At 63.7% G+C, this 23,170-nt stretch carries 29 protein-coding genes and 1 tRNA gene; 18 read left to right on the top strand and 12 right to left on the bottom strand.

The window, feature by feature from the left end; all coding sequences use genetic code 11:
- Positions 1–26: 26 nt before the first annotated feature.
- Positions 27–1,328 carry an RsmB/NOP family class I SAM-dependent RNA methyltransferase gene (locus ACZ5WT_RS05610; RefSeq protein WP_464286395.1) on the bottom strand — a complete coding sequence of 434 codons (1,302 nt, stop codon included), beginning with the start codon at positions 1,326–1,328 and terminating at the stop codon, positions 27–29.
- An 8-nt stretch (positions 1,329–1,336) separates the two neighbouring features.
- Positions 1,337–2,320: a zinc metalloprotease HtpX gene (gene htpX / locus ACZ5WT_RS05605; protein ID WP_464286394.1), complete on the bottom strand. Its 984-nt coding sequence runs from the start codon at positions 2,318–2,320 to the stop codon at positions 1,337–1,339.
- 94 nt (positions 2,321–2,414) lie between these two features.
- Here htpX and ACZ5WT_RS05600 point away from each other — a divergent pair, with 94 nt between their 5' ends.
- Complete coding sequence (locus ACZ5WT_RS05600) at positions 2,415–2,639, top strand: DUF1674 domain-containing protein (RefSeq protein ID WP_464286393.1); 225 nt, start codon at positions 2,415–2,417, stop codon at positions 2,637–2,639.
- Positions 2,640–2,641: 2 nt separating this feature from the next.
- Here the strand turns inward: ACZ5WT_RS05600 and ACZ5WT_RS05595 are convergent, their stop codons facing one another.
- The 7 genes from ACZ5WT_RS05595 to ccmA form a co-directional block, all read right to left on the bottom strand.
- Positions 2,642–2,785: a Flp family type IVb pilin gene (locus ACZ5WT_RS05595; RefSeq protein ID WP_464286392.1), complete on the bottom strand. Its 144-nt coding sequence runs from the start codon at positions 2,783–2,785 to the stop codon at positions 2,642–2,644.
- A gap of 77 nt (positions 2,786–2,862) precedes the next feature.
- Complete coding sequence (locus tag ACZ5WT_RS05590; protein WP_464286391.1) at positions 2,863–3,330, bottom strand: SRPBCC domain-containing protein; 468 nt, start codon at positions 3,328–3,330, stop codon at positions 2,863–2,865.
- 3 nt (positions 3,331–3,333) lie between these two features.
- The gene (locus tag ACZ5WT_RS05585) at positions 3,334–3,867 is read right to left on the bottom strand and encodes a DsbE family thiol:disulfide interchange protein (protein ID WP_464287153.1); all 534 of its coding nucleotides are present in this window, start codon (positions 3,865–3,867) and stop codon (positions 3,334–3,336) included.
- Complete coding sequence (gene ccmD, locus ACZ5WT_RS05580; RefSeq protein ID WP_464286390.1) at positions 3,867–4,019, bottom strand: heme exporter protein CcmD; 153 nt, start codon at positions 4,017–4,019, stop codon at positions 3,867–3,869. The genes ACZ5WT_RS05585 and ccmD overlap by 1 nt, the downstream gene beginning before the upstream one ends.
- On the bottom strand, positions 4,016–4,777 hold the full coding sequence (locus ACZ5WT_RS05575) for a heme ABC transporter permease (protein ID WP_464286389.1): 762 nt from the start codon (positions 4,775–4,777) through the stop codon (positions 4,016–4,018). The genes ccmD and ACZ5WT_RS05575 overlap by 4 nt, the downstream gene beginning before the upstream one ends.
- Positions 4,778–4,788: 11 nt before the next feature.
- The gene (ccmB, locus tag ACZ5WT_RS05570; protein WP_464286388.1) at positions 4,789–5,442 is read right to left on the bottom strand and encodes a heme exporter protein CcmB; all 654 of its coding nucleotides are present in this window, start codon (positions 5,440–5,442) and stop codon (positions 4,789–4,791) included.
- Positions 5,439–6,071 (bottom strand): heme ABC exporter ATP-binding protein CcmA, encoded by a 633-nt coding sequence (ccmA, locus tag ACZ5WT_RS05565; protein ID WP_464286387.1) that lies wholly within the window; start codon positions 6,069–6,071, stop codon positions 5,439–5,441. Before ccmA ends, ccmB begins: the two co-directional genes overlap by 4 nt.
- 170 nt (positions 6,072–6,241) lie before the next feature.
- Here ccmA and acnA point away from each other — a divergent pair, with 170 nt between their 5' ends.
- The 4 genes from acnA to ACZ5WT_RS05545 all read left to right on the top strand — a co-directional run bounded on the left by acnA (position 6,242) and on the right by ACZ5WT_RS05545 (position 10,976).
- Complete coding sequence (gene acnA / locus ACZ5WT_RS05560; protein WP_464286386.1) at positions 6,242–8,914, top strand: aconitate hydratase AcnA; 2,673 nt, start codon at positions 6,242–6,244, stop codon at positions 8,912–8,914.
- 170 nt (positions 8,915–9,084) lie between these two features.
- Positions 9,085–9,834 carry a DUF1223 domain-containing protein gene (locus tag ACZ5WT_RS05555; protein ID WP_464286385.1) on the top strand — a complete coding sequence of 250 codons (750 nt, stop codon included), beginning with the start codon at positions 9,085–9,087 and terminating at the stop codon, positions 9,832–9,834.
- Positions 9,835–10,083: 249 nt separating this feature from the next.
- Complete coding sequence (locus ACZ5WT_RS05550; RefSeq protein WP_464286384.1) at positions 10,084–10,506, top strand: DUF2794 domain-containing protein; 423 nt, start codon at positions 10,084–10,086, stop codon at positions 10,504–10,506.
- Positions 10,503–10,976 carry a GNAT family N-acetyltransferase gene (locus ACZ5WT_RS05545; protein ID WP_464286383.1) on the top strand — a complete coding sequence of 158 codons (474 nt, stop codon included), beginning with the start codon at positions 10,503–10,505 and terminating at the stop codon, positions 10,974–10,976. Before ACZ5WT_RS05550 ends, ACZ5WT_RS05545 begins: the two co-directional genes overlap by 4 nt.
- Before the next feature lie 52 nt (positions 10,977–11,028).
- Here the strand turns inward: ACZ5WT_RS05545 and ACZ5WT_RS05540 are convergent, their stop codons facing one another.
- Positions 11,029–11,526 carry an N-acetyltransferase family protein gene (locus tag ACZ5WT_RS05540; RefSeq protein WP_464286382.1) on the bottom strand — a complete coding sequence of 166 codons (498 nt, stop codon included), beginning with the start codon at positions 11,524–11,526 and terminating at the stop codon, positions 11,029–11,031.
- A gap of 87 nt (positions 11,527–11,613) precedes the next feature.
- Positions 11,614–12,384, bottom strand: coding sequence for a Bax inhibitor-1/YccA family protein (locus tag ACZ5WT_RS05535; protein WP_464286381.1), 771 nt, complete (start codon positions 12,382–12,384; stop codon positions 11,614–11,616).
- Between the two features lie 195 nt (positions 12,385–12,579).
- Here ACZ5WT_RS05535 and thpR point away from each other — a divergent pair, with 195 nt between their 5' ends.
- The 4 genes from thpR (at position 12,580) to rlmN (ending at position 15,823) form a co-directional block, all read left to right on the top strand.
- Positions 12,580–13,119: an RNA 2',3'-cyclic phosphodiesterase gene (thpR, locus tag ACZ5WT_RS05530; protein ID WP_464286380.1), complete on the top strand. Its 540-nt coding sequence runs from the start codon at positions 12,580–12,582 to the stop codon at positions 13,117–13,119.
- A 216-nt stretch (positions 13,120–13,335) separates the two neighbouring features.
- Complete coding sequence (locus ACZ5WT_RS05525) at positions 13,336–13,857, top strand: invasion associated locus B family protein (protein ID WP_464286379.1); 522 nt, start codon at positions 13,336–13,338, stop codon at positions 13,855–13,857.
- Between the two features lie 88 nt (positions 13,858–13,945).
- Positions 13,946–14,449, top strand: coding sequence for an invasion associated locus B family protein (locus tag ACZ5WT_RS05520; protein ID WP_464286378.1), 504 nt, complete (start codon positions 13,946–13,948; stop codon positions 14,447–14,449).
- A gap of 165 nt (positions 14,450–14,614) precedes the next feature.
- Positions 14,615–15,823: a dual-specificity RNA methyltransferase RlmN gene (gene rlmN, locus ACZ5WT_RS05515; RefSeq protein WP_464286377.1), complete on the top strand. Its 1,209-nt coding sequence runs from the start codon at positions 14,615–14,617 to the stop codon at positions 15,821–15,823.
- 133 nt (positions 15,824–15,956) lie between these two features.
- Here the strand turns inward: rlmN and ACZ5WT_RS05510 are convergent.
- Positions 15,957–16,046 (bottom strand) — tRNA-Ser (locus tag ACZ5WT_RS05510).
- A gap of 124 nt (positions 16,047–16,170) precedes the next feature.
- Between ACZ5WT_RS05510 and ACZ5WT_RS05505 the strand changes: the two genes are divergently transcribed.
- From ACZ5WT_RS05505 to ACZ5WT_RS05465, 9 genes are all read left to right on the top strand, one after another.
- Positions 16,171–16,587, top strand: coding sequence for a gamma-glutamylcyclotransferase family protein (locus ACZ5WT_RS05505; protein ID WP_464286376.1), 417 nt, complete (start codon positions 16,171–16,173; stop codon positions 16,585–16,587).
- Positions 16,588–16,679: 92 nt separating this feature from the next.
- Positions 16,680–17,441, top strand: coding sequence for an MBL fold metallo-hydrolase (locus tag ACZ5WT_RS05500; RefSeq protein ID WP_464286375.1), 762 nt, complete (start codon positions 16,680–16,682; stop codon positions 17,439–17,441).
- A 231-nt stretch (positions 17,442–17,672) separates the two neighbouring features.
- Positions 17,673–18,170, top strand: coding sequence for a 50S ribosomal protein L21 (gene rplU / locus ACZ5WT_RS05495; RefSeq protein WP_464286374.1), 498 nt, complete (start codon positions 17,673–17,675; stop codon positions 18,168–18,170).
- Between the two features lie 12 nt (positions 18,171–18,182).
- Entirely contained in the window at positions 18,183–18,452 is a 270-nt protein-coding gene (gene rpmA / locus ACZ5WT_RS05490; protein ID WP_464286373.1) for a 50S ribosomal protein L27, read from the top strand.
- Between the two features lie 120 nt (positions 18,453–18,572).
- Entirely contained in the window at positions 18,573–19,103 is a 531-nt protein-coding gene (locus ACZ5WT_RS05485) for a GNAT family N-acetyltransferase (protein WP_464286372.1), read from the top strand.
- The gene (locus tag ACZ5WT_RS05480) at positions 19,100–19,636 is read left to right on the top strand and encodes a GNAT family N-acetyltransferase (RefSeq protein WP_464286371.1); all 537 of its coding nucleotides are present in this window, start codon (positions 19,100–19,102) and stop codon (positions 19,634–19,636) included. Before ACZ5WT_RS05485 ends, ACZ5WT_RS05480 begins: the two co-directional genes overlap by 4 nt.
- Entirely contained in the window at positions 19,633–20,676 is a 1,044-nt protein-coding gene (gene obgE / locus ACZ5WT_RS05475; protein WP_464286370.1) for a GTPase ObgE, read from the top strand. The genes ACZ5WT_RS05480 and obgE overlap by 4 nt, the downstream gene beginning before the upstream one ends.
- 81 nt (positions 20,677–20,757) lie before the next feature.
- On the top strand, positions 20,758–21,897 hold the full coding sequence (gene proB, locus ACZ5WT_RS05470) for a glutamate 5-kinase (protein WP_464286369.1): 1,140 nt from the start codon (positions 20,758–20,760) through the stop codon (positions 21,895–21,897).
- A complete protein-coding gene (locus tag ACZ5WT_RS05465) occupies positions 21,884–23,164 on the top strand; it encodes a glutamate-5-semialdehyde dehydrogenase (protein WP_464286368.1) in 1,281 nt (426 codons plus the stop codon). Before proB ends, ACZ5WT_RS05465 begins: the two co-directional genes overlap by 14 nt.
- Positions 23,165–23,170 lie beyond the last annotated feature (6 nt).

Raw genomic sequence — 23,170 nt, 5'->3', positions numbered from 1 at the left:
TCCCCCAACAGCGCCCTTGCATATTGTCAGCGGCGCCGAAACCGCGCCACGAAAAACCCATCCATGCCACCTTCGTGCCCGCCCGGTGCCATGCCCGGATGGGTACGGACCAGGCCGCGCGCGGTGACGGCGCTTTCCAGTCCAGGCATTTCGTCCGGCGCGACCGGCCAAAGCTCGAGACCGGGCAGCGAATCAAGCGCCCAATCGACCTGTTCCTCGCCTTCGGCCGGTTCGAGCGAGCAGACGCAATAGACGAGCACGCCATCGGGTTCAATGCAACGAAAGGCGTTTGCCAGCAGTGCCCGCTGCAGGCGCACGCGGCCGGCCACGTCATTGGCCGAGCGGTGCCAGATCACTTCGGGATGGCGGCGGAACGTGCCGGTGGCCGAGCAGGGTGCATCGAGCAGCACGCCATCAAAGGCCGATACCGGCGCGAAATTGGCGGCGTCGGCGACGACGGTCTCGGCCTCGTAGTTGAGGCGCTTGAGGTTGTCCTGCAGGCGCGCCATGCGGTTGGCGTCGCTGTCGAGCGCGGTGACGGTATAGCCGGCCTTGATCAGCTGGGCGGTCTTGCCGCCAGGGGCGGCGCAGAGGTCGAGCACGCGGCCGCCGGCCTTGGCGCCAAGCAGGCGCGCCGGAATGGCCGATGCCGCATCCTGCACCCACCAGTCGCCGCTGTCATAGCCGGGCAGGGCCTCCACCGGCCGGTCGCGCTGCTCGATGCGCACGGTATCGGCCATGATGGGCTGCGCGCCCAGCGCGTCGATCAGCCCGGCATCGTCGGTCTTGAGGGTGAGGTCGAGCGGCGCACCGGCCAGCAGGGCGCGCGAAAAGCCGCTGATGGCCTCTTCGCCATAGGCGTCCAGCCAAGTGTCGCCAAAAGTGTCGGGGATCAGGAGGTCGTCGCTCAGCATGCCGAACTTGGCCGAATTGGCCTGGGCGCTGCGCAGCACCGCATTCATCAACCCGCTGAGATGGCGCGCCTTGGGATCGCGCTTGATGGCTTCAACGGCGAGGAACAGCGCGCTGTGGGCGCCCAGATCGGGCAGGAAGACCAGCTGCGCCAGGCTCAGCCGCAGCACCGCTTCAAAGCTGCCGGACTTGCCGGGCATGCCCTTGTCGAGCAGCGCATGGATGATGAAATTGAGCTGGCCCTGGCGGCGCAGGGCGGTGGTGATCAGCCGGTTGGCCAGCGCGCGGTCGCGCCCGTCGGCCAGCTCGGCCGCGGTCAGGGGCGAAAAGTTGTCGCCCGCGAGAACGTCCTTGAGCCGCTGTGCGGCAATAAGGCGGAGCTTGAGCCCCGCCGGATCAGGTTTGTTATGCGCCACGCTTGTTACTATCCCCAGGGACCGCGTTGTCCGCCGTCCTCGTCGGTTCGTCCGACGGTCGGCACGCGCCAGCCGCCACCGATATCGCGACCGGTCGAATCCGGTTGCGGGCGAGGCTGAGGCCTGCGGCCCTTATCATCCACGCTCATCTCCGCTGCAAGCCTGCGCAGCGCATCAATGCGGTTGCCGGTGTCAGGATGGGTGGAAAACAGGTTGTCCATACGCTGCCCCGACAGGGGATTGATGATGTACATATGGGCCATGGCCGGGTTGCGTTCGGCCGCGACATTGACCTCGCGGCTGGCATAGCCGGCGATTTTCTGCAGGGCCGACGCCAGAGCCAGCGGGTCGTTGGCGATCTCAGCGCCCAGCTTGTCGGCCTCGTATTCGCGGGTGCGGCTCACCGCCATCTGCACCAGCATGGCGGCGACGGGCGCCAGGAACACCATCAGCAGCGCACCGATGCCGCCCAGCGGATTGTCGCGATTATTGCCGCCGCCAAAGAACAGGCCAAACTGCGCCAGCGCGGAAATCGCACCGGCAAAGGTAGCGGTGATTGTCATGGTCAGCGTGTCGCGATTGCGGATATGGGCCAGTTCGTGGGCCACGACTGCCGCGACTTCGCGGGTTTCCAGCGTCTGCAGCAGGCCGGTCGACACCGCGACGGCGGCGTTCTGCGGGTTGCGCCCCGTGGCGAAGGCATTTGGCTGATCGGTCTGGATCACATAGACGGCCGGGGTCGGCAGGCCGGCGCGGCGCGACAGGGTATCGACCATGTCATAGAGCTCGGGCACGCGGCTGCGCTCGACCGGCACGGCGTTCTGCATGCGCAGCACCATCTTGTCGGAGTTCCAGTAGCTGAACAGGTTGGTCACCACGGCAAAGCCGAAGGCCACCACCATGCCGCCCGTGCCGCCGATAAAATAGCCCACCACCATGAACAGCGCGGTCAGCGCCGCGAGCAGGATGGCCGTGCGAAGCGTATTGAACATTGGGAGCCCTTGGGTTCGTGTTCTCGAGCAATTATGTTGTGTGCCCAAGGGTTCCATGCAAGCGGGAACGCCAAATCGCAATGGTGAAGACGGTATGAGCGAAGACGAAACGCCCCAACAGATCCCGGAAGAGGCTGTGGAAGCCCCGCGCCCGCCGCTGAGCGAAGCGGCCAAGCGCGCCCTGGCCGAGGCCGAGGAACGCCGCAGGGCAATCGACGCCAAGACCGCCTTTGCGCCCAAGGAGCAGGGCGGCCGGGGCGGGCTCGAGCCTGGGCGTTATGGCGACTGGGAAATTAAGGGGTTGACCAGCGACTTCTGATTCTAGCCGACGAAATCCGCCAGGCTGTATCCGGCAGCCGAGACGGCAACGGTCATGACAACGGCCAGGATCGCAGCGATCAGGCCATATTCTACGGGTGTCACGCCAGCATCGTCTTTGGCAAATCGGATCAGTCCAGTCAGCATGGATAGGCTTTCAGTCGGTAGCAGTGATCCCGACCATGCCGCCGCTATGCTGAACGCTATCTGAACAGAATGCATATTCACGGGTCGGCGACGACATAGTCCGCAAGATTCTGCAGCGAGGCGGCAAATCCTTCGGCGTGATCCGCCGCGCTGATGCCCTCGGGCACATTCTCGGCGATGATGGTGACCCGGGTGCCGGTACCCTCGGGGGCGAGCAGCCAGCGCATAGTCATGGTGCCGGCAAAGCGGGGGTCATCGGCGACGAAATCGACTTCCTGCACCACGCTCTGGTCCGGCACCAGCACGACGAAGCGCACGGCCACGATATCGGTGCTGTCGCCGCTCTTGCCGTCTATCTGCTTGTCGTCATAGCGCAGGGCCATGCGGTAATGCCCGCCGGGGCGTGGCTCGAAAGCCAACATTTGCCCACTCATGCCGCTGGGCGGGAGCCAAAGCTCCAGGGCTGTGGCTGAGGTCATGGCCCGGTAGATGGCGCTGGCGGGTGCCTCGATAACGCGGTGTGCGGTATCGGTGCGGCCCGCCATGGCTCAGCTCCGCGCCCGCTCGATGGCCGGTACCAGTTCGGCTTCGATATCGGCGGGGCTCAGGGGGCCGGTATGCTTGAAGGTGATGACACCCTCGGCATTGACCACGAAGGTTTCGGGCACGCCATAGACGCCCCAGTCGATCGAGACACGGCGATTGGTGTCGGCGCCGACCGCGTCATAGGGGTTGCCCAGCTCATTGAGGAAGGCGCGCACGTTTTCGGTGGCGTCGGCCTGGTTGATGCCGAACAGGCGCACGCCGGAGGCCTGCTTGAGTGCCGTCAGCAGCGGATGCTCGGCCCGGCAGGGAATGCACCAGCTGGCAAACACATTGACCACGGTGACCTCGCCCTTGAGGGCGGCGGTATCAAAGCCCGGTACGCCGAGGTCAGGCACCGCGGCCAGCGCGAATTCTGGCACCGGCTTGTCGATCAGCACCGAGCGCACGAGGTTCGGGTCGCGGTTCATCGAGCCGGCGAAGATCGCCACCAGCCCGACCAGCAGGATCAGCGGCAGCCCGAACAGGACGTAGCGCATCACCGTGCGGGCCGCCGTGCTTCGAGCGCCTCAAGCTTTTTGGCGGTGGCGCGGGCGTCATAGAGCGTCCAGGCGATCAGCGCGGCAACCGCGCCGAAGACCCCGACATAGCTCATGACGATGAAGACGGCGTGGGGTCCCAGGTCGATCATGGCCGTGCCTCCTGTGCGAGGCGCCGTTCCAGCGTGGTGACGCGGCGGCGCTTGATTTCGGTATGCATGGCCTTGAGCTGCAGCGTGACCAGCAGGAAGGTAAAGGCGAAGAACATCACGAAGAGCGGTGCCAGGATCGAGCCGGGCATGGTCGGGCCATCGGCACGGAACACGCTGGCAGGCTGGTGCAGGGTGCTCCACCAGTCGACGGAGAACTTGATGATCGGAATGTTAACAGCGCCCACAAGCGTGAACACTGCCACGATGCGGGCCGCGCGCAGCTGGTCATCGAAGGCGCGCCACAGCGCGATGATGCCGAGATAGATGAACAGCAGGACCAGCGTCGAGGTCATGCGGCCGTCCCATTCCCAGAAGGTGCCCCAGGTCGGGCGGCCCCAGAGCGAGCCGGTATAGAGCGCCAGCACGGTGAACAGGGCGCCAAGCGGAGCGGCGGCCTTCATCGAAACGTCGGCCAGCGGATGGCGCCAGACCAGCGTTCCTAGGGCCGAGCAGGTCATGATCACATAGGTGAACTGGCTGAGCCAGGCGGAGGGCACGTGGACATACATGATCCGGACCGTGTCGCCCATCTGGTAGTCTTCAGGGGAGTTGAAGAAGGCAAACCACAGTCCAATGGCGAACAGGGCCACGGTGACGATGGTCAGCGGCCACAGCAGGTGCCGGGACCAGGCGACGAATTGGCCGGGATGGGCGATACGGCTCCACCAGCTTTGTTTTGGTTCGATGTCAGTGCTCATGGATATTGGCTCTAATCTTCGCTGGATCGTATCGCAAGGGCGGCGGCGAAGGGAGCCAGTGCAACGGCCATGAGGCTCAATGCCGCAAGAAACAGCATGGCGGCATTGGACTGGCCTACAGCAATGCTGCCGACGCCAAAGATCAACACGGGAATCGATAGGGGCGCAATCAGGATCGGCGCGATCAGCCCGCCCCGCCGAATGGCCACGGTAATCGCTGCGCCGATGGCGCCAAAGGCCGCCAAAGCCGGCGTGCCGAGCAGCAGGGACAGCACCGTGCGCCAGAAGGCGTCGAGGTCCATGGCCAGCAGCACTGCCAGGATCGGGCTGGCAATGATCAGGGGCAGGGCTGCGACCAGCCAGTGCACGATCAATTTTGCGGCAACAATGGCGCTGAGCGGCAATTCGGCCTGTCGCAGCAGGATCAGCGAGCCATCTTCATGGTCGGGGCGGAACAGCCGGTCGAGCCCGAGCAGCATGGCGAGGAATGCGGCGATCCACACCACGCCCGGGGCGATGGTGGCGAGCAGGGCTTTGTCGGGTCCCACGGCAAAGGGCACGATGGCCCCGACAATGACGAAGAACAGCACCAGCGTCAGCAGGTCGCCGCCGCCGCGCAGCGACAGTTTGAGGTCACGCGCCAGCATGGCGCCAAAAGCGGTCATCGTGGCGCCCCCAGCACAAGGGTTTCCATGCGGTTGGGATCGGGCAGGGTGATCGGGTCATGCGTTGCCGCCAGCGCCATGCCGCCCATGTCCAGATGCCGGTTGAGCAAGCGTGTCACCAGGTCGTGGCCTTCCACGTCGAGGGCCGCAGTGGGTTCGTCGAGCAGCCAGAGCGGGCGGTAGCTGACCAGCAGCCGCCCCAGTGCCAGCCGGCGCGATTGCCCAGCCGACAGGTGCCCCGCATCGAGCCCCGCAATATGGCCGAGCCCCACCATGTCGAGCGCTTCGGCAGTGGACATGCCGTTGGGGCCATTGGCCGCCGCCCAAAAGGCCAGGTTTTCGCTGACGCTGAGGCGCGGCTTGATGGCGTTGCGGTGGCCGCAATAATGCAGCACCGGCGCATCCTCCTCGCCGCCCTCGAAGCGGAAACTGCCGCCCAGGGGCGCGACGATCCCGGCCAGGGTCAGCAGCAGGGTGGTCTTGCCGGTGCCATTGGGGCCGCGCAGCAGCAGGCATTGCCCGGCGCTGGCGGTGAAGTTCAAATTATGGGCGAGCGCCATGCCGCCACGGCCGCAAACGAGGCCATGGACGCGCAGCGTCAGCGGGGAAAAGACTTGCCGATCAGTCATGACCCCATCTCGTATTGAAGGGAAGGTCGGGCTGGCAAGCCCATTCGTCTTTCTCTATAAACCCAGACAGATTGGACTCATTCCAGGAAAGGCGGCGCTGTCGAGCGGATTTCGGGCATTTTGTCCGGGCCGGCGCGCCTGTCGTAACTGTAAAGAATAGGGCGGAAACCATGACCTCGGTAAACAGCTTCAAGTCGAAATCGACCCTGGTGGTCGGCGGCAAGACCTACACGTATTACTCGATCGCCGAAGCCGAGAAGAATGGCCTCAAGGGCGTGTCGAGCTTGCCCCATTCGATGAAGGTGGTGCTGGAGAACCTGCTGCGTTTCGAGGACAACCGTACGGTGACCAAGGCCGACATCGAGGCCGTCGCTACTTGGCTGACCACCCGCACGTCCGAACATGAAATATCCTACCGTCCGGCCCGCGTGCTGATGCAGGACTTCACCGGCGTGCCCGCCGTGGTCGACCTTGCCGCCATGCGCGATGCCACCGCCAAGCTCGGCGCCAATCCGCAGAAGATCAACCCGCTGGTTCCGGTCGACCTGGTCATCGACCACTCGGTGATGGTCGACAGCTTCGGCACCCCGACCTCGTTCGGCCAGAACGTCGAGCTCGAATATGAGCGCAATGGCGAACGCTATGAATTCCTGCGCTGGGGCCAGTCGGCCTTCGACAATTTCCGCGTCGTGCCCCCGGGCACCGGCATCTGCCACCAGGTGAACCTCGAATACCTGGCCCAGACCGTCTGGACCAAGGACGAGAATGGCGAAACCGTCGCCTATCCCGATACGCTCGTGGGCACCGACTCGCACACCACCATGGTCAACGGCATGGCCGTGCTGGGCTGGGGCGTGGGTGGCATCGAAGCGGAAGCCGCCATGCTCGGCCAGCCGATCACCATGCTGATCCCCGAAGTCGTGGGCTTCAAGCTCACGGGCAAGATCAACGAAGGCATAACCGCCACCGACCTCGTGCTCACCGTTACCGAGATGCTGCGCAAGAAGGGCGTGGTCGGCAAGTTCGTGGAATTCTACGGCCCGGGCCTCGACTATCTCAGCCTCGAAGACCAGGCGACCATCGCCAACATGGCGCCGGAATATGGCGCGACCTGCGGCTATTTCCCGGTCGATGCCGATACGCTGAAATACCTGACCACGTCGGGCCGCGCCGAAGACCGCGTGGCGCTGGTGGAGGCCTATTCCAAGGCCCAGGGCATGTTCCGCGAAACCAATTCGCCCGACCCGGTTTTCACCTCGACGCTCGAACTCGACCTCACCACCGTCGTGCCCTCGATCTCGGGCCCCAAGCGCCCGCAGGACCGTATCGCGCTCGACAATGCCAAGGCTGCTTTCGCCGCCGCCTTGCCCAAGGAATTCGGCAAGACCGATGATCCCAAGGTCCAGGTCGAAGGCGCCGACTACACGATCGGCCATGGCGACGTTGTGATCGCCGCCATCACCTCGTGCACCAACACGTCCAACCCCTCGGTGCTGGTCGCTGCCGGTCTCGTGGCCCGCAAGGCGCGCGCGCTCGGCCTCGACTCCAAGCCCTGGGTCAAGACCTCGCTGGCCCCCGGTTCGCAGGTCGTCACCGACTATCTCGATAGCGCTGGCCTATCGGAAGACCTCGACGCCATCGGCTTCAACCTTGTCGGTTATGGCTGCACCACCTGTATTGGCAATTCGGGTCCGCTGCCGGTCGAAATCTCCAAGGCCGTGCAGTCGGGCGATCTCGTCGCCGCTTCGGTGCTCTCGGGCAACCGCAACTTCGAAGGCCGCGTGAACCCCGACGTGAAGGCGAACTTCCTCGCCTCTCCGCCGCTGGTCGTGGCCTATGCCATTGCCGGTTCGATGAAGATCGACATCACCAAGGATCCGATCGGCACCTCCAAGGATGGCAAGCCGGTCTATCTGAAGGACATCTGGCCCTCGAACCAGGAAGTGGCCGAGATCGTGCGCCAGCACGTCACCAAGGAAATGTTCCAGGGCCGATATTCCGACGTCTTCAAGGGCGACACCAACTGGCAGGGCATCGCCGTCGATGGCGGCGAGACCTACAAGTGGAACTCGGCTTCGACCTATGTGCAGAACCCGCCTTACTTCGAAGGCCTGACCATGGAACCCAAACCCGTCACCAATGTCGAGAAGGCAAAGGTGCTGGCGCTGTTCCTCGATTCGATCACCACCGACCACATTTCGCCGGCTGGCTCGTTCAAGGCATCGACCCCGGCGGGCAAGTATCTGGAAGAGCGCCAGGTCGCCCCGCGTGACTTCAACTCCTATGGCGCCCGCCGCGGCAACCATGAAGTGATGATGCGCGGCACCTTCGCCAATATCCGCATCAAGAACCAGATGCTGGCCGGCGTCGAAGGCGGCTATACCCGCGGCCCTGATGGCAGCCAGATGGCGATCTACGATGCCGCCATGGCCTATCAGGCTGCCGGCACGCCGCTGGTGATCTTTGCCGGCAAGGAATATGGTACCGGCTCCAGCCGTGACTGGGCTGCCAAGGGCACCAATCTGCTCGGCGTGCGCGCCGTTATTGCCCAGTCGTTCGAGCGTATCCACCGTTCGAACCTCGTCGGCATGGGCGTCATCCCGCTGCAGTTCAAGGATGGCGAGAGCTGGCAGACGCTGGGTCTTGATGGCACCGAAACCATCGATATCGACGGCGTCACCGAAATCGCGCCGCGCGCCAAGGTCAATGTCCGCATCACGCGCGCCGATGGCTCGGTGGTCAATGTCGAAACGCTGTGCCGCATCGATACGGCCAACGAGCTCGACTACTACAAGAATGGCGGCATCCTGCATTACGTGCTGCGCAGCCTCGTCGCCGCGTAAGTCAGCCATCCGGCTGTTGCCTTGAAGAATGTATGGCGGTCCCAAGGGGCCGCCATTTTCTTTGTGCCGTCGAGGCCTACCGGGCCGGAAAAACCACAAAACGGCTCCAAACCCGCTTTCACCCTCTTTTGACTGGCGAATTTCCGTCGCGGCGGCTTACAACCTTGCCCATGACGCTCAGACCCCTTCTCAGCATTGCCACCGTTTTCGCCCTTGGCAGTGCCGCCCTCGCACTTGTCGCCGTCCCCGCCAGTGCCGACAGCACCAAGGCGAACCCCAAGGCCGTTGTGGAGCTGTTCACCAGTCAGGGCTGTGCCCAATGCCCCCCCGCCGATGCGCTGCTGACGAGCCTGGCCACCACCGATGACGTCGTGGCGCTGGCCTATCACGTCGACTATTGGGACTATGTGGGCTGGGAAGATACCTTTGGCGATGCTGTCTATTCCGATCGCCAGCGCGACTATGCCAAGAGCTGGGGCTCCTCGCGCATTTATACGCCGCAAATGGTGGTTAATGGCGCCAAGGCCGTGGTGGGGTCACGCCGCAACGAGGTGCATGGCGCCCTCGATGGCGCCAGCCTGCCGCTGTCGGTCGACATCGTGCATCAGGGCGACATGCTCAAGATCGCCATTCCGCCCAAAGCCAACATGGATGATGCGGTAGTCTGGATGGTGACATATCTCGACCGGGCCGACGTCAACATCGATAGCGGCGAAAATGCCGGCAAGACCATGGTCTATACCCAGGTCGTCACCGGACGACAGGTGCTGGGCATGTGGGAGGGCGCGACCGGCGCCAATCTCAAGCTGCCGCTGCCCGAAGTGCTGCGCGAGCACAATAGCGGCATTGCGGTGATCGTGCAGCAGGAGCGCAATGGCCTGCCCGGACCGATCCTCGGCGCAGCGACCTTCGAGCGCTAGGCCCGAGAAGAGTCAAAAAAAATACCCGCCGCTTGGGGGAGCGGACGGGCATGAGGTCGTTAACTCGATAGGTCGGCTGGCACCTGAGCATCTGGGTTTGGGGGCTCGTTCAGCCCAGGCACCAGCCTTGGAGGCAATGATCACATCATTGTGCTGCTTTCGGGCGCCTTGAGGGACAAACTGTGACCAAAATGGGGTTTTTGCAGCGGTCCGGCCGGGCGCTTGCATCCGCCCGCAAATACCGCAATCATGTCACTGCGTTGTCATGAGGATGTACGGACGGTGCAGGGCCGCAAGCCAAACAGCAAACCTTCTGCACTCTCGCTGGTGCATACCGGCGATGGCCCGGTGCTGCAGACGCCCAGCAAAACGCCCACCATCGTGACCTTCGATCGTAAGGAACTGGCGCTGATTCTCAACGTCTACGGCCGCAAGGTCGTGCTGGGCGAGTGGCGTGACTATGCCATGGACTTCCTGCGCGAACGCGCGGTGTTCTCGGTCTATGCGCGGATGTCGGAACGCCCACTCTATATCATCGAAAAGGCCCCCAAGCTGCGCAACCGGCAGGGGCAATATGCGATTACCAACCAGCAGGGGCGCATTCTCAAGCGCGGGCATGAGCTCAATCAGGTGCTGCGCGTGCTCGATCCTCATCTGGTCGTGGTGGAGTGAGCGCGCCGCGCATCCGTGCCGCCCAGCTCGATGATTGTGCCGCCATGAGCACGGTACTGATCGCCTCGATCACCCAGCTGTGCGAGCCCGACCACCACAATGATCCCGCCTGGCTGGAGCCGTGGCTGGCCAACAAGTCGCCCGAGGGCCTGCGCACCATGCTGTTGGCCGGCATCCGCACCCTGTTCGTGGCCGAGGTCGATGGGGTTGTCGCGGCGGTCGGGGGGATCTCGGGCGATAGCGTGGTACTGAACTATGTTGCCCCGCAATACCGCTTCATGGGGGTCAGCCGAGCGTTGATGTGCGCCCTCGAAGCGAGCCTAAAGGCGCAGGGCCACAACACGATCCGCCTGATGAGCTCGGCCACGGCCCATCGCTTCTATCTGGATCTCGGCTGGCAGGACCTCAGCCAGCCCGGCATCGACTACTCCCACACCGGCCGCCCCATGAGCAAGGTGCTCGCGCCGTAGTGCCACGACCTTCGACAGGCTCACCGCGGGTTCAGGCGGCGCTTAGGCACGCCTAGAGGGCTTTCTGCAGATGCACGATGTCGAGCCAGCGATTGAATTTGAAGCCGACCGCCTCGTAGCGCCCGACATGGCGGAAGCCGAATTTTTCGTGGATGCGGATCGAGTTCTCTGTGTCGGCGGTGATGACGGCGATCATCTGCCGGAAGCCGAAGGCCTTGGCGCGCGCCAACAGTTCGGTGAGCATGACCTTGCCCAGCCCGCGCCCGGTGGCGTCGGGGTGGATGTAGATCGAATCCTCGCAGGTGAAGCGATAGGCCGGGCGCGGCCGGTAGGTCGAGGCATAGGCATAGCCCAGCACGCCTCCCGCCGCTTCCGCCACGATCAGCGGGTGCCCCAGCTGTTGCAGGTGCCCAAATTTCTCGGCCATGGCCAGTTCATCTGGCGGCTCGGTATCGAAGGTGATCGCTGTCGTTTCGACATAGTGCCGGTAGATGGCGGTGATGGCGGGTACGTCGGCCCAGGCAAAGGGGCGCAGCTGGATGTCGGTCACGGCGCGATGTTCCGGAAAAGAAAAGACCGCAGCTTTTGTAAGCTGCGGTCCAATTTGTCGTCCATTCAAATCGCCGGAGCGATGAAGTTACTCGCGGTTGCCGAAGAGGCGGAGCAGCATCATGAACAGGTTGATGAAGTCGAGGTAGAGGCTCAGCGCGCCCATGATGGCGCCCTTGGCCAGCAGTTCGGCGCCGTGAGCTTCCGAATAGCCTTCCTTGATCTTCTGGGTGTCGTAGGCGGTCAGGCCGACGAAGATCAGCACGCCGACCACCGAGATGATGAATTCCATCATCGAGGACTGCATAAAGATGTTGACCACCGAAGCGATGATCAGGCCGATCAGGCCCATCATCAGGAAGCTGCCCATCTGGGTCAGGTCACGCTTGGTGGTGTAGCCGTAAAGGCTCATGGCACCAAAGGTGGCGGCGGTGATGAAGAACACCTTGGCAATCGAGGCGTCGGTATAGACCAGGAAGATCGAGCTCATCGACACGCCCATGATGGCGGCGAAAGCCCAGAAGGTGGCCTGAGCGGCCGGTACGGACAGCTTGTTGATGCCGAAGCTCAGCACCAGCACGAAAGCCAGCGGAGCGAGCATCACAACCCACTGCAGCGGGCTGGCATAGAGCAGGGCGCCCCACTGCGTCACGAGCTGGCCATTGGCCAACTGGCCGACGGCGGCGTCCGGATTGGTGGTGATTGCGGCAGCCGCAGCGAACCAGGCAGCAAGGCCGGTCACAATCAGGCCCACACCCATGTAATTATAGACCTTGAGCATGTAACTGCGCAGGCCCTCATCGATCGCCAGGGCCGAACCGGCCTGGGTACCGATGGTCTGACGGTCGTATTCAGCCATAGTCGGTTTCCTTTCCCTATCGTTGCGATCGAGGATCGCCGGTGGGCTTTTGTGCCACTTGTCGCACAATATGGATGTGGTTCCATGTGTTTACAAGAGATTGGCTGGAACTGCGACGAATCGACTGGCCGCGAAAACGGGGTGTGCTACCGTCATTGGCGAATCGATTGCTGTCCCCAAGAAGAGGAGGGCCGCATGCCTCGGCTCTTTACCGGCCTCGAGATTCCGGCCGATATCGGATTTGCCCTGTCGCTGAAGCGTGGTGGGCTGATTGGCGGTCGCTGGATCGACCCGGAAAACTATCACATTACCTTGAGATTCATCGGCGATGTGGATCAGCACACTGCCTATGAGGTGGCGGACAGTCTCGATCGCCTCTCCAATTCCATGCAGTTCTCGGTGCGGCTGACCCATCTGGGCAGTTTTGGCGGCGACAAGCCACGAACGCTCTATGCCGGCGTCGAGCCCAGCGAACAGCTCAGCCGGTTGCAGGCGGCGCAGGAGCGCGTGCTGCAGCGGGCGGGTCTGCCGCCCGATGGCCGCAAATTCGTGCCCCATGTTTCGCTGGCCCGGCTGCGCGGCGCCAGCGCCGGCGACGTGGCGCGCTTCATGGCCGAGGCGGGGCGGTTTGAGCCGCTGAGCTTTCCTGTCGGACGGTTCGTGCTCTATTCGAGCAAGGAATCGGTGGGCGGGGGGCCCTATGTCGTCGAGCAGGAATATCCGCTGGCGGCCTGATCGAGGTCACGCAAGTGTTAGACAAATCTTAACTGTCACGGCGCAAACCGGAGCTAGCATGACCGCTGTGGTCAAATTCCCGCCGCGATTGCCTCGCACTTGATGCAAATACAATCAGATGCGGCGGCGTTTGATACCTTGGTAACCATGTCTGGGGCAGAGTTTGCGGGACACTCTCTTCCAGACCGGACCTTCGACAAAAAGGATGAATTGGCAATGACGACGAAAACCGGTGGCCTTGCACTTGGGCTCGCGGTCGGCGCGATCATGGCTCTGGCCCCTGCCGCTCAGGCGCAGCAGGCAACCGAGCTCGGGACTTTCAACGCCTGGACGGCGTGGCAGGCAAACGATGCCTCCGGCATGATCTGCTACGTCTCGGCGACGCCGCAGAAGTCCGAGCCGGCCGGTGCCAATCGCGATCCGATCCACTTCATGATTATCCACCGCAAGGGCATGGGCACCAAGAACGAGGTGCAGACCATCATCGGTTATCCGTTCAACACCACCAATGCCGGCGCCAGCGCCACCATCGATGGCAAGGCCTATCCCATGGTCACCGAAGGCTCGGCCGCCTGGCTCGCCTCGACCGGTGACGAAGGCGGGTTCGTGCAGGCGTTCAAGGCGGGGAGCTCGCTCGTCATCAAGGGCACCAGCCAGCGCGGCACCAATACCGTTGACACATACTCGCTCTCAGGCGCGACCGCGGCGATCAACGCCATCGACGCCGCCTGCAAGTGATTTTTGGGTTGCCCATAGCGGGCGATCCGCCATATCTGGGCGATGGGCCGGCGCGGCCCCTCGCCCTTCTGTGTTCCAAGGGGTCCTGATGACCAAGTCCGCCATAGCGTTCGCCGCAGTCGCCAGTCTCCTGCTCACCACCAGTGCCAGCGCGCAGCAGGTCAAGCTCCTCGGCGAGCACCGGGCTTGGTCGAGCTATTCGGCCAGCGATGGCACGGGCGCAGTGTGCTTTGCCATGACCAAGCCTGAAAAGGTCACCCCAACCCCCGACGGCTATAGCCAGGCCTATATCTACATCACCAACCGTCCGGCCGAGAACGTCACCACCGAGTTCAACCTGGTGGCCGGTTTCACCTTCCAGCCCGACAGCAGCGCCACGATCAATGTCAGCGGCCAGGTGTTCAACCTCTTCACCCAGAACGACGCGGCCTGGCTCGATGACGCAGGGCAGGCCAGTGCGCTGGCCAGCGCCATCCGCGCTGGGTCCTCGATGGTTGTCGAAGGCACCACCGCCGCGGGCATCAAGGTGACGCAGACCTATTCGCTCTCCGGCGCCACCGCTGCACAGCAGTCGATCAATTCGGGCTGCTAGGCCAGGGGCTCACGGCCTCCGATCCTTTCGGACTTATTCGCGGCCCGGCGAAACAGCGGCCTGCGCTGGCCGCAAGCCCGCCTCCCGGGAGCGGTGCTTTGCGCAAACGCGGGCAATATGGTATTGCCGCGCCACTCCACCATTTTCGGACACCGAAGCCACGCCATGAGCATTGCGCTGAATCTTGACCATTCGACTGCCGTCCGCCCCGCCGTGGCAAGCCGGCCGTCGCTGATTGGCCTGAGCAAGCCGCAGCTCGCCGAGGCGCTGACCACGGCCGGGATCGCTGCCGACAAGGAAGCGCGGATGCGCGCCAGCCAGCTGTGGAACTGGCTCTATGTCAACGGCATCACCGACTTCGACCGCATGACCAATGTGGCCAAGCCCGTGCGCCAGAAGCTGGCCGATACCTTCATTCTCGACCGGCCCGAAATCGTCACCGAACAGGTGTCGAGCGATGGCACCCGCAAGTGGCTGTTCCGCTTCCGCGATCCGCAGAACCCCAATTTTCCGCCCGTCGAAGTCGAGACCGTCTATATCCCCGAGCAGGATCGCGGGACGCTTTGCGTGTCGTCCCAGGTCGGCTGCACGCTGACCTGCTCGTTCTGCCATACCGGCACGCAGAAGCTGGTGCGCAATCTCACCGCCGGCGAAATCCTGGGCCAGATCCTGATGGCGCGCGAGCGCCTGGGCGATTTTCCGGGCGGTTCACGCCCCGATGACGGGGGCCTCGTGCCGGGCGGGGAAAGCCGCGCTATCACCAATATCGTGATGATGGGCATGGGCGAGCCGCTCTACAATTACGACAACGTCAAGCAGGCCCTGCTGATCGCCTCGGCCGGCGACGGCATGAGCCTCAGCAAGCGCCGCATCACGCTGTCGACCTCGGGCGTCGTGCCTTTCATCGAGCCGACCGGCCGCGAAATCGACGTCATGCTGGCCATTTCGCTGCATGCCACCAACAATGACCTGCGCGACGTGCTGGTGCCGATCAACAAGAAGTGGCCGATCGAGGAGCTGCTCGAGGCCTGCCGCAACTATCCCGGCCTGTCCAATGCCCGCCGCATCACGTTTGAATATGTGATGCTGGACGGCATCAACGACAGCGACGCCGATGCGCGCGAACTGGTGCGGCTACTGGCCAATATTCCGGCCAAGATCAATCTGATCCCGTTCAATCCCTGGCCGGGCAGCAATTACGGCACCTCGCCGTCATCGCGCATCGAGCGCTTCGCCGACATCGTCAACAAGGCCGGCTATGCCAGCCCGGTGCGCACGCCGCGCGGCCGCGATATCTTCGCCGCCTGCGGCCAGCTCAAGAGCGAGAGCGAGCGCCTCAGCAAGAAAGACCGCGACGCCCTCGCCGGCGCCTGACGCCACCCGCCTTTCGCAAATCATCTGACCGGCTCGCCAAAACCTGGCGGGCCGCAGTCATGTCTGCTCAAGACGCTGCAATAAGGGATTTGGAAGGTCGCGATCAGCAACCGGAAACAGCGTGGCTGTTAAGTGGCGGAGAGAGAGGGATTCGAACCCCCGATGGAGTTGCCCCCATGCCGCATTTCGAGTGCGGTGCATTCAACCACTCTGCCATCTCTCCGCGAGATCGATACGGGCACTTCGGGAGAAGTGCGCGGCTGGTCGACACGGCGGGGCTTATGACATAGCCATAACGAGCCCGCAACACCCCTTGTGGGAATTCCGCACGGTTTGGTTTGCATCCCATGCTTTTTGTTTATGGCACCCTGCAGGATCCCGACATTTTGCGCCTGGTACTGGGGCGCGTGCCCGATGCCGCGGCCATGATGTCGGCAGAGGCGCCGGGCTATCGGGCTGTCGCCTATCCCGGGCGGGTGTATCCCGCACTGGTCGCCGTGCCGGCCGATTCTGCGCCAGGGCTGGTGATCTCGGGGCTGACGCCGGAGGAATTCGGGAAGCTCGATGCTTTCGAGGGCGACGAATACCACCGGGGCCGGGTCGCGGTGTTGGCCGGAGGACAGCCGCTGGTGGCGCAAACCTATCTGCCGGTCGAGAAGATCGCGGGTGATTCCCTGCCGTGGTCCCTCGGGGCATGGACGAAGCTGCACAAGCAGGCAATGCTGGCTCGCGAAGCGGAGGCGGCGCGCCATCGGGTTCCCTGAGGACTGGTCACGATTTCGTGGGAGGGCGAACCATGGGGCGGCTGTCGCGTTCGATCCGCGCAACATGTTCACAATGACGGGAGTAGACGACGATGGTACAGCGCCGCGAAATTGTTCTTGGGCTCGCCGCCCTGCCACTGGTCTCGCTGATCCCGGGAGCGCTCGCCCAGGAAGTCATCGCCGTCGGTGACACCATCCCGACGACCGAGGGCGATATCAGCGTCTATCCGATCCAGCATGCCAGCCTGGTGCTGGTATTCGGCGATCACGTCATCTACGCCGACCCGGTCGGGGGCGCGGCACTCTATGAAGGCCTGCCGCCGCCAACCGCCATCCTGGTGACGCATGGGCATGGCGACCATTTCGATGTGCCGACCCTCGAGGCGATTGCCGGGTCAGCGCCGATCATCACCAGCCAGGAAGTGTTCGACAAACTGCCGGACGGTCTCAAGGCCAATGCCACGGCGCTGGCCAATGGCGCCAGTGGCACACTGGACGGCATCAATGTTGCGGCTGTGGCCGCCTACAACGTCACCGAGGATCGCCTGCAATATCACCCCAAGGGCGTGGGCAATGGCTATCTGCTGACCATGGGCGACAAGGTGGTATATGTGGCCGGCGACACCGAGCCGACGCCCGAAATGCTGGCGCTGACCGGCATCGCGGCGGCCTTCCTGCCAATGAACCTGCCCTATACGATGACCCCCGAACAGGCGGCCGAGGCCGTCAATACGTTCAAGCCAGCGATCCTTTATCCCTATCACTATGGCGAGAGCGATCTGTCGGGGCTGGCGGCACAGGTCGACGACACCACTGACGTGCGCCTGCTCGACTGGTACCCGGCTGGCGCCTGATCTGTGTATCCGCCGCCAAGCCTTGACTCCGGGGCCATTTGCCACGATAAGCGGCCCCGGAATGCGCGCTAGCTGGACTGGCGCGCTTCCTTTGTTTGAAAACGCTGTTCGAGGCTGCCCGCCGGTTTACTCCGGCAGACTGATCGAAGGCCGCAGGAATAGGGCTCTGAGCCTGCGGCGCCGTAGAGCGCGACACAAAGGGACCGGGCGTTTGACGCTCCCGGTTATGCTATGACTTTCGCCGTGATCAAGACCGGTGGCAAGCAGTACAAGGTTGCCGCCAACGACGTTCTGAAGATTGAAAAGCTCGATGCCGAAGCCGGCACCATCGTGACCTTCGACCAGGTTCTGATGGTTGATGGCGAAGTGGGTGCTCCGCTCGTTGAAGGCGCGCTCGTCGCTGCCGAACTGCTTGAGACCCGCAAGCAGAAGACGGTCATCATTTTCAAGAAGAACCGTCGCCACAATTACCGTCGCCGCAACGGGCATCGCCAGCTGCTGTCGACCGTGCGCATCACCGAGATCCTCGTTGGCGGCGCCAAGCCGACCATCAAGGCTGCAGGCGTTGCCGCTTCGAGCGAAGCCGTGACCGAAGAAAAGCCGGCCAAGAAGGCTCCGGCCAAGAAGGCTGCACCCAAGGCCGCTGCCGCTGATACCGATGCCGCTGCTGAAAAGCCGGCAAAGAAGGCCCCGGCCAAGAAGGCCGCGCCCAAGGCCGACCAGGAATAAGGAGCCCTAGAGATGGCACACAAAAAAGCAGGCGGTTCATCCCGCAACGGTCGTGATACCGCTGGCCGTCGTCTTGGCGTGAAGAAGTTTGGTGGCGAGACCGTTATCGCCGGCAACATCATCGTTCGTCAGCGCGGCACCAAGTGGCATCCCGGCACCGGCGTTGGCCTGGGCAAGGATCACACCATCTATGCACTGATCGACGGCAACGTCTCGTTCCGCACCCGTGCAAACGCCCAGGTCTTCGTTTCCGTTGACCCGGCAGCCGAGGCCGCTGAATAATCCGGCAGGTCTTTTGAACCCGGCCGGTGACCAGTTCCCCGGCGCGTGTTCCAGCACAGCGATATTGCAAGGGGGAGCCGGTTCGCCGGTTCCCCTTTTCGCATTCAAGGCAGAATCATCATGGACAGCATCAAGGCCCGTCTTCAGCCGACCCTGCACACGCAGCGTCTGGTGCTGACCACGCCAAGCCTGTCTCATGTCGATGATATTGCGCGGCTCGCCAACAACCGGCGGGTTCATGCGATGATGGCGCGGCTGCCTTTCCCTTACGAGCAGTCCGATGCCCGTTTCTTTGTCGAGCAGATCGTACCCAGCGATGCCGAGCATTGCTATGCGATCCTGATCGGCGGCACGATGTTTGCCGGCATTGTCGGCCTGCATTTCGCGCCGGGCCAGGCGCCCGAGCTGGGCTACTGGCTGGGCGAACCGCATTGGGGGCAGGGCTATGCCACCGAAGCGGCGCAGGCCGTGGTCGCGGCGGCCCGCGCGATTGGCGTTCCGGCGCTGCGCTCGCGGGCGCTGCTGATCAATGCCGGTTCGCGCAACGTGCTGCGGAAGGCCGGATTCCACGAAACCGGGGAAGGCATCGAGGCCGATAACAACCTCGCCGGACAGGCAATGATGCAGATGTGGCAGGAGCTGGGGGCATGAGCCTGATCCTGCAGAGCGAACGTCTCATCCTGCGGCCCCCACAGGCGGCCGATGCCGAACTCATCGCGCGCTATCTCAACGATTTCGAGGTGGCGGGCAATCTGGCGCGGGTTCCGTTCCCCTACCACCTGAGCGATGCCCGGGCGTGGCTCACCACCCGGCGGCAGGACCTGCCGGTCGAGGAAACGGCGTTTTCGATTGATCTCGCCGATGGGCGCATGGTCGGCCATCTCAGTTTCCATCGGGGACCCGATGGGCCTATTATCGGCTATTGGCTGGGACGGCCCTTTTGGGGGCACGGCATCATGACCGAGGCGGTGACGCGGAGCCTTGACTGGTTCTTTGCCGCATCGAACGCCGACGAACTCTATTCGGGCGTGTTCCACTTCAACGCGGCTTCGCTCGCGATCCAAACCAAGCTCGGTTTCATCCAAACCGGGCGCTCGAAGCTGCTCTGCCTTGCGCGCGACGCCGAGGTAGAGCATATCGACACCAAATTGACGCGCAGCGTCTGGAAGGCCAGAGAAAAATGAAATTCCTCGACCAGGCCAAGGTCTATGTTCGCTCGGGCGATGGCGGCGCCGGCGCGGTGTCGTTCCTGCGTGAGAAATTTGTCGAATTCGGCGGCCCCAATGGGGGCAATGGCGGACGCGGCGGTGACGTTGTGATCGAATGCGTCGACGGGCTCAATACGCTCATCGACTATCGCTATCAGCAGCACTTCAAGGCCAAGACCGGCACCCATGGCATGGGCAAGAACCGCACCGGCGCCGATGGCGCCGATACGGTGCTACGCGTGCCCGTCGGGACGCAGGTGTTTGAAGACGATAACGAGACCCTGATCGCCGACATGGTCGAGGTGGGCCAGCGCGTCGTGCTGCTGAGCGGCGGCAATGGCGGCTTCGGCAATGCCCATTTCAAGACCAGCGCCAACCAGGCGCCACGCCGGGCCAATCCGGGGCAGGTGGGTGTCGAAAAGTGGGTCTGGCTGCGCCTCAAGCTGATCGCCGATGCGGGCCTGGTCGGCCTGCCCAATGCCGGCAAGTCGACTTTCCTCGCCGCAGTATCGGCCGCCAAGCCCAAGATTGCCGACTATCCCTTCACGACGCTCCACCCCAATCTGGGCGTGGTGTCGATCGGTGAGCGCGATTTCGTGTTGGCCGATATTCCGGGCCTGATCGAAGGCGCGAGCGAAGGCGCGGGGATCGGCGACCGGTTCCTGGGGCATATCGAGCGCTGCGGCGTGCTGATCCATCTGATCGATGGCACCCAGGACGACGTCAAGACCGCCTATATCACGATCCGCAACGAGCTCTCGGCCTATGACGAGCGGCTGGGCGAAAAGCCCGAGATCGTGGTGCTGAACAAGGTCGACGCCATCGAGCCCGATGACCTCAAGGAAAAGGTCAAGGTCCTCAAGAAGGTCAGCAAGGCAGCGGTGCTGCAGATCTCCGGCGTGACGCGCAAGGGTGTCGATCAGGTGCTCTATGAAGTGATCGCCGTGCTCGACGCCGAAAAGGCCGCCAAGGCCGAGGCCGCCCGCCGCAAGGTGGAGCCCACCTGGATGCCGTGACCACGGCATCCCAAGGCTGATCGAGTTTCCTTCCTCCAACGCCATCCCCTTGCGGGGAGCCACAGATCGAGTTGCGATAGCATGAACGCCCTCGCGTCCTACAAGCGCCTGACCATCAAGATCGGCTCGGCTTTGCTGGTCGACAAGACTGGCAAGTTGCGGGCGGAATGGCTGGCCGATCTGGCCGCCGATATCGCCACGCTCAAGGCCGGTGGCTGCGAAGTGGTTATTGTCTCCTCGGGCGCGATTGCGCTGGGCCGTGGCCGGCTGGGGCTCAGTGCGGTGGCGCTGACGCTGGAACAGAGCCAGGCTGCCGCCAGTGCTGGGCAGATTGCGCTCAGCCAGGCCTGGGCCGATGCGCTGGGGCGGCATGGCATCGTCACCGGGCAGATCCTGATCACGCCCAATATTACCGAAGAACGGCGCTACTATCTCAACGCCCGCACCACGATCGCGACCCTGCTGGGGCTCGGCGCGGTGCCGATCATCAACGAGAATGACAGCGTTGCGACCGCCGAAATCCGCTATGGCGACAATGACCGCCTCTCGGCACGCGTCGCCACCATGATCGAGGCCGATTGCCTCGTGCTGCTGAGCGATATCGACGGGCTCTATACCGCCCCGCCGGCCAAGGATCCCGACGCTGCCCATATTCCCGTGGTCAAGACGATCACCCCGGCCATCGAAGCTATGGCGGGCGGCGCTGCTAGCCATCTGTCGCGCGGCGGCATGACCACCAAGGTGGAGGCCGGCAAGATCGCGACGCAGGCTGGGACGGCCATGATCATCGCCAAGGGCACCGAGAGCCATCCGCTCCAGTCCCTGATGAATGGCGGGCTGCATACCTTGTTCCACGCCGCCCAAAGCCGCGCCCAGGCGCGCAAGCGCTGGATCATGGGCACGCTGGCCGTTGGTGGTTCGCTGCAGGTCGATGCTGGTGCGGCGCGTGCGCTGCTCACCGGCAAGTCGCTGCTGCCGATCGGTGTCACCAAGGTTGGTGGCACGTTCGAGCGGGGCGATGCCATCGCCGTGCTCAATCCCGATGGGGTCGAGATCGCGCGGGCGCTGGCCGGGCTCGACAGCGACGAAGCGCGCCTGGTGATGGGCAAGCGCAGCGATGCGGTGATCGAGCTGCTGGGCGCCGGCAATCGCGCCGCTGTGGTGCATCGAGACAATCTGGTACTGGTGGGTGCCAAGGAGGAGAGCAATGAGCGTGGCTGAGGCAGCAAAGCCGGTCGCAGAGATCATGGCCGAGATCGGCCGCAATGCCCGCATTGGCGCCAGGGCACTGGCGATTGCCTCGCCGGAGCAGAAGCGCACGGCGCTGAACACGGCGGCCGGCGCGATCAATGCGCATCGCAAGAAGATCCTGGCGGCCAATGCCAAGGATATGGCGGCGGCCCAGGCCAAGGGCATTTCCGCGGCGTTCCTTGATCGCCTGCTGCTGACCGATGCGCGCATCGATGGCATCATCGCGGCGGTGACGACCATTGCTGACCTGCCCGATCCCGTGGGCGCCACCATTGCCGAATGGGACCGGCCCAATGGGCTGCATATCGAGCGCGTGCGCACGCCGCTCGGCGTGATCGGGGTGATCTTTGAATCGCGCCCCAATGTGACCGCCGATGCCGGTGCGCTCTGCATCAAGTCGGGCAATGCGGTTATTCTGCGCGGCGGCAGCGACAGCTTCCACTCCAGCCACGCCATCGTCGAATGCATGCTGGATGGCCTGCATCTTGCTGGCCTGCCGGTGGAGTGCGTGCAGCTGGTGCCCACGACCGACCGCGAAGCGGTGGGCGAGATGCTGAAGGGCCTCAACGGCAATATCGACGTCATCGTGCCGCGCGGCGGCAAGACGTTGGTGGCCCGTGTGCAGGACGAGGCCCGCGTGCCGGTCTTCGCCCATCTCGAGGGGCTGGTGCATGTCTATCTCGACAAATCCGCCGACCTCGACAAGGCCGTCTCCATCACGCTCAATGCCAAGATGCGGCGCACGGGCATTTGCGGCGCCGCCGAGACGCTCCTGGTGCATCGCGATGTCGTCGCGACCCACCTCAAGCCCGTCATCGAAGCGCTGGTGGCCAAGGGCTGCGAGATCCGCGGCGATGCCACGGTGATGTCGCTGATCCCTGACGCCAGGCCCGCAACAGAGCAGGACTGGCGTACCGAATACGAGGACGCCATCATTTCGGTGAAGGTCGTCGACAGTCTTGAGGCGGCCATCGCCCATATCGAGACCTATTCGAGCCATCACACCGAGGCGATCATCGCCGAAGACGGGGCTGCGGTCGAAAAGTTCTTCAACGAGATCGACAGCGCCATCCTGGTTCACAATGCCTCGACCCAGTTTGCCGATGGCGGCGAGTTCGGTTTCGGCGGCGAGATCGGCATTGCCACCGGCAAGATGCATGCGCGTGGTCCGGTGGGGGTGGAGCAGCTGACGAGCTTCAAATACCGCGTCCGCGGCACCGGCCAGACGAGGCCCTGAGAGCGT

The organism is Devosia sp. T2-14, from assembly GCF_055397495.1.
Note: the sequence above shows the minus strand (reverse complement) of the source record. Positions and strands in the feature narration are given on the sequence as shown.